Genomic DNA, 14,828 nt, shown 5'->3' with positions numbered 1-14,828 from the left:
ATGACAATCATGAATTAGTCTAAAAAACTCTAATAATCTATAATTAGAAATCTGGGCGTTAGCTCTCGCGGGGCTTGTGTCTTTTGATAAGCCCGCTAGAAAAGCCTATGTCTTACGGTTCCCATGCTTATATTCCTGATCCGCGTAATGAAGGGGTCTTGTTCAACGTCAATGGTCAGTTATTGCCGCGTGATAAAGCGGTGGTGAATGTTTTTGACTCTGGTTTTATGCTGGGTGATGGAGTCTGGGAAGGGCTTCGGGTTCATGGCGGGAAAATCGCTTTTTTGAAGGATCATCTTGATCGTCTATGGGAAGGAGCCGCAGCGCTCGATATTGATATTGGGCTTAGCCAAGAACAGCTAACGGGCCGCCTTTATGAAACCCTTAGCGCGAACGATATGACAGAGGATGTACATATCCGCTTGATGTTGACGCGAGGTCTTCGCAGTACACCTTACCAAGACCCCCGTGTTGTGATTTCGGGCTCAACGATTGTTATCGCGCCTGAATTTAAAAAAGCGAATCCCAAAACAGCAGAAAACGCGCTCTCCCTTTACACAGTCTCAGTGCGGCGCGGGCGCGCTGATGTGCAGGACCCAGGGCTCAATTCTCACTCTAAAATAAATTGTATCACCGCTTGTATCCAAGCGATAAAAGCGGGCGCTGATGAAGGGCTTATGCTTGACCCGCAAGGCTTTGTCGCGACTTGTAATTCAACGCATTTCTTCATTGTTCGGGGCGGTGAGGTTTGGACGTCCAGCGGGGACTATTGCTTGGGCGGTATCACGCGGCGGAAAATTATTGATCTCTGCAAAGCCAATAACATTCCCGTTTTCGAGAAAAATTTCAGCCTTATGAAATGTTACAGCGCAGATGAAGCCTTTACGACGGGGACATTTGCAGGGCTCGCCCCCGTGGGGGAGATTGACGGGCGTAAGGTTGGCTTGGGTAAACGCGGCCCAATGGTGGAGCGCTTACAAGGGCTTTATCTGGACCTCATCCATAGGGAAGTCTCTGCGTGACAATCATCGCCATGTGGTCGGGGCCGCGTAATTTATCAACGGCGATGATGCGCAGTTTTGGTTCGCGAGACGATTGCAGCGTTATGGATGAACCTTTTTTTGCCCCTTATCTAAAAATCAGCGGAAAGCCGCACCCAGGACGAGAAGAGACTTTGGAACGCCATGAATGCGACCCGCAAAAAGTCAGCGAAATGTGCATGGCAAAAGGCGGTCCACGCTATAGTTTTCAAAAACATATGCCGCATCATATGCTAGACGGTTTTCCAATGGAGTGGGCACACGAAGCGAAGCATTTTTTTCTGATCAGAGATCCTGCTCGTGTCATCGCGTCTTATGTAAAGGGACGGGATAGTTTTGATATTGAGGATTTGGGCTTCGCGCCGCAACGGCGTTTATGGGAAACATTAGGCCGCCCCCCCGTGATTGACTCGCTTGATATTTTGCTGTGGCCAAGAACCATGTTGAGCCAGCTTTGTCATGCTATAGGTGTCCCTTTTGATAATGCGATGCTGTCATGGGAGAAAGGTTCGCGCCCAGAGGACGGGGCTTGGGCCCCTTATTGGTACGGATCAGTAGAAAATTCGACAGGGTTTACAGCTCCGCCTGATACACGCCCCGTTGTGCCGCCAAAATATCAGGATATGCTCAAAGCCTGTGAGGCGGATTATGCCATAATGGAGGCCCGAAAACTCACGCTCAAACTCGCCTAATGGGCGCAACACATGGATAATTGGTACGTCTCATGATATGCAGCACGTCATTGGAGTTAGTTATGCGCAATACAGCTATGTCGTTAATGGTTTTTGCCATGTTGGTTCCTGGAACGGCGATGGCCTGTCATCACGGGCAAGCCAGTTCAATAAATGTGAGCTGTGAGCAAGGCGTTCGCGTCTATCGCGCCGCACCAATGCCAGCTCCGGTAGCGCCTGTAGTTATCGTTAAAAAAAGTAATACTGATTTGGCGCAGCAGCGCGCAGCACTTCAAAGTGAACGCCTGGCGGCTCAGGCCGACCGCTTGGATGCCTTGGAAAGCCGTCTGGAACAGAGCCAGCGTCCTAAACGCCGCCGCAATGTTTATTCCGCGCCTGTTGGCGCCTTCGGGGCTGCACCATTTATAAATCGCCGAAGAGGTTTTAAAAGTCGCCGCAACTCGGGTATAAAAGTGCGTTATAATCGCCGTATTCGCAGTTAGGAACAGGCTGGACAATTTGGGTCTTGGGGCAAGGAAATTGTTCTTGCTTGAGCTTTCAGCCCGTCAAATAGCCATATTTTGCCGATCAACGGTTCTCCTGCACCCGTAATTATTTTGATAACTTCAAGCGCCATCATCGACCCAATAACGCCGGCCAAAGCTCCGACAACCCCGACTTGCGAGCAGGTCTCGGCATTGGGCGGAATTTGCGGAACAAAGCAACGATAACATGGCCCTTTTTTGTTGGAGAGAAATGCGCTGACTTGGCCCTCAAAGCGGCCTAATGCACCTGAAACCAACGGGATGCCTAGCGTAAGAGCTGCTTCATTGATGGCAAAGCGTGTTTCAAAATGATCGACACCGTCCAGAATAACATCATGCCCTTTTAGTAGTTCCTCTGCATTTCGTTTGTTCAATCGCCCCACATAGCCAATTGCCTTAACATCTGGATTTAGATCGTCCAATGTGTCCGCCATGACGGTGGACTTTTCCATACCGATATCAGTCGTTACAAACTGAACTTGGCGTTGGAGATTAGAAGCTTCCACAACATCATCGTCAATAATCGTAAGATGCCCGACTCCCGCCGCAGCTAAATAGAGTCCGGCAGGGCCGCCTAGCCCGCCAGCGCCAATAATTGCGACCTTGGCCGCGAGCAAGGCCTGTTGTCCTGCACCGCCAATTTCTTTCAGCACAAGGTGGCGGGCGTAACGATTAACGTAATCAGGGGTCACTTAGTCAAAAAGCGGCGTAGAAAGATAACGCTCCGCGAAGCTTGGTATGATTGTAACGACTCGCTTGCCTTTCATTTCAGGCCTGGCCCCGACGAGCAGGCTTGCGGCGACGGCTGCACCTGAGCTTATACCAATAGGTACGCCGTCTTCCGCCGCGACATGTTTTGCGGTGCCAAAGGCAGCGTCATTATCAATTGTCACGACATCGTCTATAAGATCCGTACTTAAGACATCAGGGAGGAAACCTGCCCCTATACCCTGTATTTTATGAGGGCCTTTTTCGCCTTTTGAAATCATTGGAGAGCCTACAGGTTCAACAGCAATGATTTGGCAGTCAGGGTTTTTCTCTTTGAGGAATTTCCCTGCGCCTGAGAGTGTGCCGCCCGTACCTACACCTGCGATGAAAGCATCAACTTGACCGTTGCAATCATTCCAGATTTCAGGACCAGTCGTTTTATAATGAATAGCAGGATTAGCAGGATTGACGAACTGTCCGGCTTGCACTGCGCCGGCTGTATTCGCGCATATCTCATCAGCTTTGGCGATGGCACCGGGGATGCCGCCTGCTGCCTCAGTAAGGACTAGCTCAGCCCCTAAGAGTTTCATCATTTTCCGGCGCTCAATACTCATTTGCTCCGGCATGACAAGGATGGCTTTATAGCCTTTTGCCGCCGCCGCGAAAGCTACACCTATACCCGTATTACCAGATGTTGGTTCAACAATTGTACCGCCGGGTTTGAGTTTGCCGGAAGCTTCTAGGTCTTCAATCATGGCAATGCCAATACGGTCTTTAACCGACGCGATAGGGTTGAAAAACTCAAGCTTGTAACACAGATCAGCTGGGACGCCCTCTGTGATGCGAGGGAAGCGCACAAGCGGCGTATTGCCCATTGTTTGCATGATATTGTCGTAAATTTTACCACGAAGCAGATCGGTCATAAGAGTCTCCTAAAGTTCGGTTCTTATGTCCCATAATTCGGGGAAGAGAACAACATCGAGCATTGCTTTTAAATAATTAACGCCTGAACTGCCGCCGCTGCCACGTTTAAAGCCGATGACTCGTTGAACAGTCGTGACGTGATTAAACCGCCAACGGCGAAAATAATCCTCAAAATCAACGAGCTTTTCAGCCAGTTCAAAAAGCCCCCAATAGTTTTTGGGGTGTTGATAGACTGTCAGCCAAGCGTCCCGAACGCTCTTATTTTGGTGGTAAGGCAGAGTTACGTCTCGTGTTAAATGATCAGAGTCAATTTCAAAACTGTTGCGGGATAAAAGAGCAATTGCTTCATCATAGAGGCTGGGAGCCTTAAGAGCTGACTCCAAGCGGGCATAGGTCTGCGTGTCTTTGTGAGTCTCAAGATGACGGGCGGCTTTATTGCCTGCCAAAAATTCGATTTCTCTATATTGCCAACTTTGAAAACCGGATGCCGCGCCAAAGGCATCGCGGAAAGTGGTATATTCATCGGGAGTTAGAGTTCTCAGTACATCCCAGGCAGCATTTAATTGCTCGAAAATACGAGAGACGCGGGCGAGCATTTTCATGGCGGATGATAAGTCGTCTTGGCTAATGGCATGTTTCGCAGAGATCAGTTCGTGTACGGCCAGTTTCATCCATAACTCGGATGTCTGGTGCTGAATTATAAAGAGCAGCTCGTCATGTTTGTCCGTTAAGGGGTGTTGGGAGTCAAGAATACGCTCTAAGTTCAGGTAGCTCCCGTAAGAAAATTTTGACGTTCCGCTCACCAATTCCTCATTATTTCTCGTGCTAAACGTCCTGACACGGTAAGGTCTTTTTCCTGCCAACCCCCATGGGAAGAAGCTCCGGGCTTAAGCATTGAGGCTGTTTCATCTTTATCGCTGACCGCCCAGTTCAGGTGGGTTAAGCCGTGTTTTTTGGCAAACTTCATCCACTCAATGGAAGACTCTATATCAATATACCCATCACCGCTATAGGTCACGCTGCCCCATTCTGAGATAATGAGCGGCAGACCTTTTTTAATAGCATATTCAGCCTTTTCCCTGACAAATTCCTTATGCGTGGCGGCGTAAAAATGCAGAGCGTAAAGAATATTCTTTTGCCCTCTAATAGGGTCGTCAGCGGCTTTATCAACTTCGGTTGCCCAGCTCTGCGTTCCCACAATGATAAGATTATCAGGATCAACCTGCCGGATAGTTTTAATCATAACTTCCGCATAGGGTTTTATCACCCATTTCCAATCTGTTGTGTCCAGCGGCTCATTGTAAATTTCATAAATAATGTTGGGGTTATGACCATATCTTTTGGCAATGTGTGTAAAGAAGGCTTGCGCTTCCTTAACGTCATTTTCTGCTTGATGAGAATGCCAATCGACAATGACATAAAGCCCGTTATCAATGGCGGCTTCAATGACGGTTTGAGCGCGTTTCAGATTCCCGCGCCGGTCTTTGAGGATGCTTCCATCATTTTGCGCGCCAACTGCGACTCGCACGATTCCCGCTCTCCAGTCTTTCGCAAAAGTTTCTACCGCGCCTCGCGTATAGAAACGGTCTTGGCCCCACCCCGTATTGCTCCAGAAAAAGCTCGGCCCTGCTAGCGATGTCACAGCTCCGTTTTTATCGATGACATGCTTGCCGGAAATGCGTAAATCGCCATGCTTTTGGACGGGTGTCTGGGCTTGGGCAGAACAGGCGGTTAGGCAGAAAGCGAGCAGCGTAAAAACAAAAAAACGAATATAGCGCATATTTACTGTGTTCCTGTACTCCCAAAGCCGCCCGCACCGCGCACAGTCTCTGATAATTCTGTCACAGCCTCAAAATCTGGCTGCGTTATGGGTGCGATGACCATTTGTGCGATGCGTTCACCGCGATTGATTGTGAAAGCAGTATCGCCGTGATTAATCAGTAAAACTTTCACTTCACCTCGATAATCTGCATCAATCGTGCCAGGTGTGTTCAGGCATGTGATACCGTGCTTATACGCAAGGCCTGAACGTGGCCGGATTTGCGCTTCATATCCTGCGGGGAGGGCCATAGCCATACCAGTCGGGACAAGAGCGCGAGCGCCAGGTTGCAAAACCACCGGGGCGTGTTCCGGGACAGCGGCGCGAATATCTGCGCCCGCTGCTAATACTGTTTCATATTTAGGAAGTTCAAGGTCGCCAAAATGTGCGAGCTGTTTAATTTCTACGGTGAGTGACATGGACAGGCCTTATTTTACGTCTTCGGGCTCCTCTGGCGTTTCGGCCTCTGTAGAAGCCTCTGTCTTGTCCTCAGATTCGGACGCCATGTCATTGCTGCTCATATCTTCTTCTGTGGATTCTTCTTTGATTATGTCCTCTGTTAAGGTTTCTACTTCTGAGGTTTTCTCCTCTGAGGGCTTTTCTACTAATAGATCTTGGCTTGTCTCTTCTGCCGATTTCGCCAACATAGCTTTTTCTTTTTCTGCCAGATCATTAGGCTGTAAGTTAAAGACCTCAAGCCGGTCTTTCATTTTCGCCTCTGTTTCGCCCGCTAGGTCTGGTCCTTTATAGTCGGTGCGAAATTCGCCGTCTTTAAAGTAGATGGTGGTCAGGCCCGTTTGTGTACTGTCAAAATTTTGGGAAATCATAAAAGGCGTGCCTGTGGCGATTATTGGGAAATCACGTAATGATGGAACAACGCTTTTCCGCTCACACATCACTGCGCGAATGGGAAGGCCGTCAATCTCCCTTAGCACTTCGGTTTCGTCGTCATAGATGCTGGCAATGAAATCTGCGGCAGGGCGAAAGCTCGCGACTTCAGCTGTGCCTTCAACGCCTTCTTGCTCAATTTTTTCCATCAAGACGACTTCGCAGCCAGCAATGTTATCTGCAAAAGCAGGTGAGGCGATAGAGAGAAGTACTGCTGTCATTAAAATTCTCATGCAAAATGCTCCGCAATCTTAGCAGCCAAACGTTTGGCGCTGTCTTGTTTGGACAGGCGAGGCCATTCGTCGGCACCGTCTTCCGTTACAAGGATCATCTTATTATGATCCCCGCCCATGACGTCGCCTGATACATCATTCGCGACAATCCAGTCACATGTTTTACGCAGTCGTTTCGCAGTGGCGTGTTTAATGACGTCATTGGTCTCGGCGGCAAAGCCGACGACGAGTGAGGGACGATTTTCAGCGGTACTAAGTGTTTTCAGGATGTCAGGATTTTCCTCCAAGATGAGCGGTGCAGGAGAATCACCGTTTTTCTTGATTTTTTTGGCGCCGCATTCTGCAGGTCGCCAATCCGCAACGGCTGCGACAGAGACAAAGACATCTGAAGGTAGGGCTGCTTTGCAGGCGGCCAGCATTTCAACTGCAGTCTCGATTTTCACCAAATTTACATTGGCTGGAGGTCTGATGGATACGGGGCCTGAAATAAGCGTTACATCCGCGCCTAAATCGGCAAGAGCGCCCGCAATGGCATAGCCTTGCTTGCCGGAACTGTGATTGGACAGATAGCGCACTGGATCAATCGGTTCACGCGTTGGGCCAGCGGTGACGAGGGCGGATTTGCCGTTCAGCGGTTTTGGGCCTTTCAGGCCGTCCAAAGTCGTCACACCTCTAAGTGCGGCCTCAATCGCATCCGCAATCTCTTCGGGTTCCGCCATACGGCCTTCCCCAAATTCCCCGCAGGCCATCGCGCCGGCATCCGGGCCAATGAATAGCGCACCATCTTTTTTAAGCGTCTCAATATTGCGCTGTGTCGCCGCGGCCTCCCACATGCGCACATTCATGGCGGGCGCATAAAGCACGCGCTTATCCGTGGCGAGAAGGGTTGTGGTAGCGAGATCATTGGCAATGCCATGGGCGGCTTTAGCCATGATATCGGCGGTGGCGGGCGCAACGACAACAAGGTCAGCAGAGCGCGAGAGTTCAATATGCCCCATCTCGGCTTCGTCGGTCAGGTCCCATAAATCAGAATAAACGTTATCACCCGATAAGGCGCCCGCAGATAAAGGCGTTACAAATTCCGTCCCGCCCCGCGTGATAATAACCCGAGAGGCAATCCCGCGCTTAGCCAGCACACGAATAAGGAAGAGCGATTTATAAGCAGCAATGCCGCCACCGATAATTAAGAGTATGCGTTTGTTCAAAACGGTACCTAAAGCTGCGTTGCGGCCCATACGCCGCCTAGAGCTAATACCGCGCCTGTGCCGGCATAAGCAATAGGTTTCCATGGTGAGGGCTTAGTCGTGGTTTGCGTATTTAGGGGGCCTTTGGAGAGGTCCACTTCGCCGTCTGCCCAAGCCTTCGCCAGTGCGGCGATGTTTTCCGTCGCATCGGGCAGGCGCTCTAGGGTACGGCGGGCTTTATCTAATCCTGTGAGGAGATCATTCACGCGGCCTTCCACGCCAAGCTCGCGGCGCATGGAGGCTTCGACAATTGGGCGGCTAATTTCCCACATATCGAAATTCGGATCGAGGCGTCGGCAAACACCTTCGGTCTGCATCATAGTTTTTTGTAGCATGATTAATTGCGGCTGCATTTCCATGTCAAAGATTTCGGTGATCTCGAAAAGCTGCACAAGGACTTTGGTCATGGCGACATTCTCAGCTGTCTGGCCAAAGATAGGTTCGCCCACGGAACGTAAGGCGCTGGCGAAATCTTCAATAGTATGATGGGCAGGAACATAGCCTGCTTCGAAATGGACTTCGGCAATACGCTGATAATCGCGCATTAAAAAGCCATAGAGAATTTCCGCGTGGAAGCGTTGTTCTTTGGGGGCCAGGCGGCCCAGAATGCCAAAATCAATGAGCCACAAGGTGCCATCATCACTAACAATCATATTGCCTTCATGCATATCTGCGTGAAAGACCCCATAATCAAAAGAGCATGCAAGAAAACTCTGCATCACTTTGCGGGCAATTTCTGTGCGTTCGGTCTGAGGTCGGCTTAGGATGGAGTCGTCCGATAGCGCCGTGCCGTCAATCCATTGCGTGACCATGACGTTTTTTCCGCCGAGGCTCCAATGGATGTCCGGGACTTTATACAAGCCCGTATCAGCGGCCGCTTCGGAGAGTTCGGAACAGGCGGCGGCCTCAAGGCGTAGATCAAGTTCCAACATCACGGCGCGGTCTGCGGTTTCTACAAATTTCTTGGGGCCGAGACGTTTGGAGTCTGGCACGAAAAACTCGGCTAAAGCAGAGACCATTTTCAGCACATCCATGTCATTTCGCATGCGCCGCTGAATATTGGGCCGAAGGATTTTAACGGCGACCGTTTCGCCAGTTTTCAGCTCGCCTTTATGAACCTGCGCCACAGAGGCTGCGGCGATGGGCTCCGATAGGCTTGTCATTTTTTCTTGCCACGGCACACCCCATTCGGCTTTCAGCGCCTCTTCAGCCTTGGCCATAGGAAAGGGCGGGACTTTATCCTTTAAGCGCGAAAGGCCTTTGACAAAGACAGGGTCAAGCATGTCGCCGCGAGTAGAGAGGATTTGCCCGAATTTGATATAAGCGGGTCCAAGCTTTTCCAGCGCATTGGCAAAGCGTTCCCCGGGATTTGTAGCCCGACCTCTAATCGCAAAAATTCGAGAGACACCGCCCAAAAGCTTTACGGGAAACGGAACAACGCCCGCATATTCACGCGGGACTAAGGCGTCGTGGCGGGTCAGTACCCACCCCGTGCGCAGCATACGCAAAAATGTCGAAATGCGTTTCATCATAGCGGCCTTATAGGGGCCTAAGCTTTAAGGGTATATGGATAAATGCGCACAGGACCTATGTTATATTAGCAGAGGCATAATTTTCCTCCTGAATAAGCATAATTCACTTTGACATTCTTTCGAGAAACGAAAAGGCTCCTTATGCATTAGATAATGACCAATAAACGTGAGGCAAAAGAGATATGGCTATTCAAACCCAAAACCCGGCGACTGAAGAGATTATAAAAACATTTGAACCTCACAGTGATGCCCAGGTTGATCTGGCTATTGCGAAGTCTGTTGTCGCCCATCAAGAACTGCGCAACTGGCCGATTGAGGAGCGCGCAAAACATATGCGGGCCGCCGCAAAAATTCTTCGCGACGAGGCTGAAGGCCTTGCTAAAATCATCACATTGGAAATGGGGAAAACATATCTTGCGGCCATAGCAGAGGTTAAAAAATGCGCAGTTGGTGCAGAGTATTACGCGGACAAAGCTTCTGAGCATCTCTCCGATGAAATTGTAAAGACAGAGGCTAAAAAATCTTATCGAAAATATTTGCCCCTAGGGCCGGTACTTGCGGTTATGCCTTGGAATTATCCCATATGGCAGGTCATACGCTTTGCGGCTCCTGCATTGATGGCGGGAAATACAGGCCTTTTGAAACATGCCTCGAACGTCCCACAATGTGCGCTTTATATTGAAGACATATTTAAACGCGCCGGCTTCCCTGACGGGGCTTTTCAAACATTACTTGTCGGCGGAGCAAAGGTAGAGCGCATTTTGCGTGATGAGCGGGTAAGAGCGGCGACGCTGACAGGTTCTGAACCGGCGGGCGCATCTGTTGCCTCTATTTGCGGTGAGGAAATTAAGCCCACGGTCTTGGAATTGGGCGGCTCTGACGCTTTCATCATTATGCCCTCAGCGGATATCGAAAAGGCTGTTGAAACTGGGACAACGGCGCGCACACAAAATAATGGTCAGAGCTGTATCGCCGCGAAACGTTTTTTTGTTCACACCGATATTTATGAGGATGTCAAAGCCCGTATGAAAGCTAGCTTTGAAGCGCTCAAAGTCGGCGATCCGATGAAGAAAGATACGGATATAGGCCCGCTCGTGAATAAAGGCAGCTATGAAGAGATTTCAGCTCAGGTTGACAATGCTCTAAAAGACGGCGCTATTCGCGTTACGGGGGCTGAAAAACGTGGCGGTAAAGGGTTCTTTTTCACGCCAGGAATACTCGAAAACATTTCAAAGGACTCGAAGGCTTATCATGAAGAAATTTTCGGGCCCGTCGCGCTTTTATTTAAAGTCCAAAATTTGGACGAAGCTATCACCATTGCGAATAGCTCGCCATTTGGTTTGAGCTCCGCCATTTTTACAAATGAGGCTGACGAGCAAGAAAAAGCCATAAACGAGCTTGAAGCAGGCGGGACCTTTGTAAATGCGATGTCGGGCTCTAATCCGCATTTGCCCTTTGGTGGCATCAAGCGCTCTGGTTATGGCCGGGAATTAGCGGCAGAAGGCATTCGTGCGTTTTGTAACATAAAGACAGTTTATATCGCTTAGGCATTTGCTTTAAAATCAGCATAAGCTGCAGATAGGCCGTCGGGTAGATTAATTTTTGGCGACCAATTCATGGCCTGTAATTTTGCGCCGCTCATTAATTTGCGCGGGGTACCGTCTGGTTTTGACGTGTCAAAGTGGAGTTCGCCCTCAAAACCGACAACCTTGCAAATAGTTGTCGCCAATTCCGCGATGGTCATATCAGTTCCGCTCCCGATATTGATAGTCTCAGAGTCAGAATAATTCTTCATGACATGGACAAGCGCGTCGGCACAATCATCGGCATTGAGAAATTCTCGCCGCGGGGTTCCGCTGCCCCAAACTGAAAGCGATTTTGCCTCACTGATTTTAGCTTCATGAGCGCGGCGTATTAGTCCCGGAATAACATGGGAATTTTCTGGGTGGTAATTATCCCCCGGCCCATAAAGGTTTGTCGGCATGGCCGAAATAAAGTCAGCGCCATATTCACGCCGATATGTCTCGCACAAATAAATGCCTGAAATTTTGGCCATCGCATAGGCTGCATTTGTCGGCTCTAATGGCCCTGTCATCAAGCTGTCTTCGCTGATAGGTTGAGGGGCCATCTTTGGATAAATACAAGAGGAGCCGAGAAAGAGGAGTTTTTCAACGCCCGCTTGCCAAGACGCCTCAATCACATTCGCCGCCATCATCAAATTGTCATAGAGAAATTGCGCTGGATAGGTGTTATTGGCGTGTATCCCGCCTACTTTAGCTGCCGCCATGAACACGGCTTCGGGTTTGTTCTTGGCAATCCAGTTCTGCGTTGCCGACTGGTTTCTGAGATCCAAATTTCTTGAAGAGACAGTGAGTATATCAGAAGGGTTTTCGGCATCCAATCGTCTTATAATGGCGCTACCCACCATGCCATTTCCGCCTGCAACCCAGACTTTTTTTCCAGCAAGACTATAGCTCATTTAGCGGCCTCTTTTTTCGCCTCGGCCATGTCATGTTCCATCATCTCTCTCACAAGATTATCAAAATGCGTCGTGGCTTCCCAGCCCAGGACGCGTTTGGCCTTTGATGGGTCCGCTAATAAGAGCTCGACTTCAGCGGGGCGGAAATAGCGCGGGTCAATTCTGACTACTGTCTTACCGCTAGTGTTATCAATACCGACTTCATCTGTGCCTTCACCTGACCATTCGATAGTCATATCTACATGTTTGAAAGCGCTCTGGACGAAGTCACGCACGCTGTGAAGCTCGCCCGTGCCAAGCACGAAATCATCGGCTGTGTCCTGCTGAACAATTCGCCACATGCCTTCAACATAATCGCGGGCATGCCCCCAATCGCGCTTGGCATCCAGATTGCCCAGATAGAGCACATTTTCGAGACCCTGTTTAATGCGAGAGGCGGCGCGGGTAATTTTTCGCGTGACAAAAGTCTCCCCGCGCATCGGGCTTTCATGATTAAATAAAATACCGTTCGAGGCATGAATACCGTAAGCTTCGCGGTAATTAACTGTAATCCAATACGCATAAAGCTTTGCTGCGCCGTATGGACTACGGGGATAAAAAGGCGTTGTCTCAGATTGAGGTGTTTCAACGACTTTACCGTAAAGCTCAGATGTAGAGGCTTGGTAAAATTTTGATGTTTTCTCCAATCCCAAAATGCGGATGGCTTCCAGGATTCGTAGCGTGCCCACGGCGTCTGAATTAGCCGTATATTCAGGCGTCTCAAAACTGACTTGGACATGGCTTTGCGCGCCCAGATTATAGATTTCATCCGGCTGCGTTTCTTGGACTATACGGATTAAATTTGTACTATCCGTCAGGTCGCCATAATGAAGAAAGAATTTTGCGCCGTCCACATGCGGATCAACGTAGAGAGGGTCAATACGAGAGGTGTTAAAGCTTGACGCTCTACGCTTCACGCCATGTACGATATAGCCTTTTTCCAGCAATAGCCGCGCGAGATAGGCGCCGTCTTGACCGGTTACGCCTGTAATGAGTGCTGTTTTTGTCATATTATCAAGCGAGTCCTAAATGCATTTCAGGTAGTTTTGCGGTAAAATGTGACGCATGTCACATCTAATGGTATAAATCCAGATGTAGTCACGAGGTTGAAACTGTATAAAAACTGGCAGGAACTGTAAAAGGTCAGCACGATAGCATTGATTTTTTAACAATTTTTTGTCATGAAACATACCGCATTATCGTCTTTCAGGGGTGAAAAACATAATGTGGACATATTTGGTTCATACCAAATATGACACTTATTTTATTGCAAAGCACAAGAAATTGTGTGGGTGGGACCCAAGATGAGTATGAAAAAACAGTTCTTTGGAACGGACGGAATCCGCGGCCGTGCAAATGTCGGGAAAATGACACCTGACAATGTCATGCGGTTTGGTATGGCTGCGGGAAAATATTTTTTGAATGGCGATAATAAACGTCATTCCGTCGTGATTGGAAAAGATACGCGGCTATCCGGTTATATGATCGAACCTGCTCTGGTAGCTGGTTTTGCGTCTGTTGGTATGGATGTCAAGTTATGCGGGCCCATCCCAACATCGGGTGTCGCGCTCATGACGACGCGCCTCCGTGCTGATTTGGGCGTAATGATCACCGCCTCCCATAATGAGTTTTCTGATAATGGTATTAAGCTCTTCGGTCCTGACGGGCGTAAGCTGTCAGACGAAGCTGAACTTCGAATAGAATCCTTTATGGATCAGAAGTGGAAAGAGGGTCTTGCCGTCTCGGAAAAGCTAGGCCGTGTTCGCCGATATGAGGATTTTCAAGCAAGATATATAGAAATTGTCAAATCGACCTTCCCGAAAAACATGCGCCTTGAGGGTCTTAAAATTGTAATCGATTGCGCCAATGGCGCAGCTTATAAGACGGCTCCAGACACGCTTTGGGAGCTAGGCGCAGATGAAGTTATTCCCATAGGCGTTGAGCCGAATGGCATGAACATCAATGCAGAATGCGGCTCAACCTGCACAGATACACTCTCGCAGAAAGTTTTGGAATCAGGCGCAGATATTGGTATTGCTTTAGATGGTGATGCTGACCGCCTTATTATGTGCGATGAAAAGGGTCAGGTTATAGATGGCGATCAATTGCTAGCGCTTATCGGCACAGGATGGCAGGCCAATGGGCAGCTTTCAAAGCCAGGTATTGTCGCGACCGTGATGTCAAATTTGGGCCTTGAGCGCTTTATACAAGATCAGAATCTCACATTTATTAGAACGGCTGTGGGGGACAGGCATGTCGCCGCACGTATGCGTCTTGACGGATATAACGTCGGAGGTGAACAATCGGGCCATCTTTTAATGACGGATTTTTCGCCGACAGGTGACGGTACAGTGGCTGCGCTTCAAGTTTTGGCGGAAATTATTCGCAGCGGTAAGCCCGCTAGTGAGGTTCTCAAATTATTTGATCCCGTTCCGCAGTTACTTAAAAATGTACGCTACTCAGGTGCTTCGCCCATGGATCACCCTGATGTCTTATCTGCTATTGAAGATGCACAATCTATGTTTGGTAATTCAGGCCGAGTTTTGGTGCGGGCGTCAGGCACGGAGCCGCTCATTCGCGTTATGACTGAGGGTGACGACGGTGCGCAAGTTGAGAAAATTACTAATGATTTAGCCAAATTTATCGAAAATATTGCAGCATAGGCTGTTATTCATTCAACGACAGCCCTTTCTCTTGCATTCTAAG

Annotated in this window: 15 protein-coding genes; 5 read left to right on the top strand and 10 right to left on the bottom strand. The window is 49.3% G+C overall.

The window, feature by feature from the left end; genetic code table 11:
- The first annotated feature begins 107 nt into the window (after positions 1-107).
- From F569_RS0104905 to F569_RS0104895, 3 genes are all read left to right on the top strand, one after another.
- Positions 108-1,022, top strand: coding sequence for an aminotransferase class IV (locus F569_RS0104905; protein WP_026941289.1), 915 nt, complete (start codon positions 108-110; stop codon positions 1,020-1,022).
- Positions 1,019-1,732, top strand: a complete 714-nt coding sequence (locus F569_RS0104900; protein ID WP_233353596.1) for a sulfotransferase-like domain-containing protein — start codon at positions 1,019-1,021, stop codon at positions 1,730-1,732. Before F569_RS0104905 ends, F569_RS0104900 begins: the two co-directional genes overlap by 4 nt.
- Before the next feature lie 62 nt (positions 1,733-1,794).
- On the top strand, positions 1,795-2,214 hold the full coding sequence (locus F569_RS0104895) for a hypothetical protein (protein ID WP_026941287.1): 420 nt from the start codon (positions 1,795-1,797) through the stop codon (positions 2,212-2,214).
- Here the strand turns inward: F569_RS0104895 and F569_RS0104890 are convergent.
- From F569_RS0104890 to ubiB, 8 genes are read right to left on the bottom strand one after another with little or no spacing between them, the layout of a single operon-like run.
- Positions 2,211-2,948, bottom strand: a complete 738-nt coding sequence (locus tag F569_RS0104890; RefSeq protein ID WP_026941286.1) for a HesA/MoeB/ThiF family protein — start codon at positions 2,946-2,948, stop codon at positions 2,211-2,213. The genes F569_RS0104895 and F569_RS0104890 overlap by 4 nt on opposite strands.
- Entirely contained in the window at positions 2,949-3,887 is a 939-nt protein-coding gene (gene cysK / locus F569_RS0104885; protein ID WP_026941285.1) for a cysteine synthase A, read from the bottom strand. It abuts the gene before it with no gap.
- Positions 3,888-3,896: 9 nt separating this feature from the next.
- Positions 3,897-4,691 carry a tryptophan 2,3-dioxygenase gene (kynA, locus tag F569_RS0104880; protein ID WP_026941284.1) on the bottom strand — a complete coding sequence of 265 codons (795 nt, stop codon included), beginning with the start codon at positions 4,689-4,691 and terminating at the stop codon, positions 3,897-3,899.
- Positions 4,688-5,668 carry a glycoside hydrolase family 5 protein gene (locus F569_RS0104875; RefSeq protein ID WP_084168789.1) on the bottom strand — a complete coding sequence of 327 codons (981 nt, stop codon included), beginning with the start codon at positions 5,666-5,668 and terminating at the stop codon, positions 4,688-4,690. Before F569_RS0104875 ends, kynA begins: the two co-directional genes overlap by 4 nt.
- 2 nt (positions 5,669-5,670) lie before the next feature.
- A complete protein-coding gene (gene dut, locus F569_RS0104870; protein WP_026941282.1) occupies positions 5,671-6,132 on the bottom strand; it encodes a dUTP diphosphatase in 462 nt (153 codons plus the stop codon).
- 3 nt (positions 6,133-6,135) lie between these two features.
- Entirely contained in the window at positions 6,136-6,816 is a 681-nt protein-coding gene (locus tag F569_RS0104865) for a hypothetical protein (protein WP_154813641.1), read from the bottom strand.
- A gap of 8 nt (positions 6,817-6,824) precedes the next feature.
- Positions 6,825-8,063 (bottom strand): bifunctional phosphopantothenoylcysteine decarboxylase/phosphopantothenate--cysteine ligase CoaBC, encoded by a 1,239-nt coding sequence (gene coaBC, locus F569_RS0104860; protein WP_051279329.1) that lies wholly within the window; start codon positions 8,061-8,063, stop codon positions 6,825-6,827.
- On the bottom strand, positions 8,042-9,604 hold the full coding sequence (ubiB, locus tag F569_RS16555) for a 2-polyprenylphenol 6-hydroxylase (protein WP_233353594.1): 1,563 nt from the start codon (positions 9,602-9,604) through the stop codon (positions 8,042-8,044). Before ubiB ends, coaBC begins: the two co-directional genes overlap by 22 nt.
- Before the next feature lie 182 nt (positions 9,605-9,786).
- On the opposite strand from ubiB, the gene F569_RS0104850 reads away from it, so the two are divergent.
- A complete protein-coding gene (locus F569_RS0104850; RefSeq protein ID WP_026941279.1) occupies positions 9,787-11,151 on the top strand; it encodes an aldehyde dehydrogenase family protein in 1,365 nt (454 codons plus the stop codon).
- Here F569_RS0104850 and F569_RS0104845 read toward each other — a convergent pair.
- Entirely contained in the window at positions 11,148-12,083 is a 936-nt protein-coding gene (locus F569_RS0104845) for a GDP-L-fucose synthase family protein (RefSeq protein WP_026941278.1), read from the bottom strand. The genes F569_RS0104850 and F569_RS0104845 overlap by 4 nt on opposite strands.
- Complete coding sequence (gene gmd / locus F569_RS0104840; protein ID WP_026941277.1) at positions 12,080-13,132, bottom strand: GDP-mannose 4,6-dehydratase; 1,053 nt, start codon at positions 13,130-13,132, stop codon at positions 12,080-12,082. The genes F569_RS0104845 and gmd overlap by 4 nt, the downstream gene beginning before the upstream one ends.
- 300 nt (positions 13,133-13,432) lie before the next feature.
- Here gmd and glmM point away from each other — a divergent pair, with 300 nt between their 5' ends.
- Positions 13,433-14,785 (top strand): phosphoglucosamine mutase, encoded by a 1,353-nt coding sequence (glmM, locus tag F569_RS0104835; RefSeq protein ID WP_026941276.1) that lies wholly within the window; start codon positions 13,433-13,435, stop codon positions 14,783-14,785.
- Positions 14,786-14,828 lie beyond the last annotated feature (43 nt).

This window comes from Hellea balneolensis DSM 19091, from assembly GCF_000428525.1.
Lineage (GTDB): Bacteria > Pseudomonadota > Alphaproteobacteria > Caulobacterales > Maricaulaceae > Hellea > Hellea balneolensis.
This window is presented reverse-complemented; position numbering and strand designations above follow the sequence as displayed.

Excerpts from the sequence above, each read along its gene's own strand:
- F569_RS0104905 (WP_026941289.1), top strand. The coding sequence starts at position 108 with ATGTCTTACGGTTCCCATGCTTATATTCCTGATCCGCGTAATGAAGGG.
- F569_RS0104895 (WP_026941287.1), top strand. The coding sequence starts at position 1,795 with ATGCGCAATACAGCTATGTCGTTAATGGTTTTTGCCATGTTGGTTCCT.
- cysK (WP_026941285.1), bottom strand. The coding sequence starts at position 3,887 with ATGACCGATCTGCTTCGTGGTAAAATTTACGACAATATCATGCAAACA.
- F569_RS0104875 (WP_084168789.1), bottom strand. The coding sequence starts at position 5,668 with ATGCGCTATATTCGTTTTTTTGTTTTTACGCTGCTCGCTTTCTGCCTA.
- F569_RS0104865 (WP_154813641.1), bottom strand. The coding sequence starts at position 6,816 with ATGACAGCAGTACTTCTCTCTATCGCCTCACCTGCTTTTGCAGATAAC.
- coaBC (WP_051279329.1), bottom strand. The coding sequence starts at position 8,063 with ATGGGCCGCAACGCAGCTTTAGGTACCGTTTTGAACAAACGCATACTC.
- ubiB (WP_233353594.1), bottom strand. The coding sequence starts at position 9,604 with ATGATGAAACGCATTTCGACATTTTTGCGTATGCTGCGCACGGGGTGG.
- F569_RS0104850 (WP_026941279.1), top strand. The coding sequence starts at position 9,787 with ATGGCTATTCAAACCCAAAACCCGGCGACTGAAGAGATTATAAAAACA.
- F569_RS0104845 (WP_026941278.1), bottom strand. The coding sequence starts at position 12,083 with ATGAGCTATAGTCTTGCTGGAAAAAAAGTCTGGGTTGCAGGCGGAAAT.
- gmd (WP_026941277.1), bottom strand. The coding sequence starts at position 13,132 with ATGACAAAAACAGCACTCATTACAGGCGTAACCGGTCAAGACGGCGCC.
- glmM (WP_026941276.1), top strand. The coding sequence starts at position 13,433 with ATGAAAAAACAGTTCTTTGGAACGGACGGAATCCGCGGCCGTGCAAAT.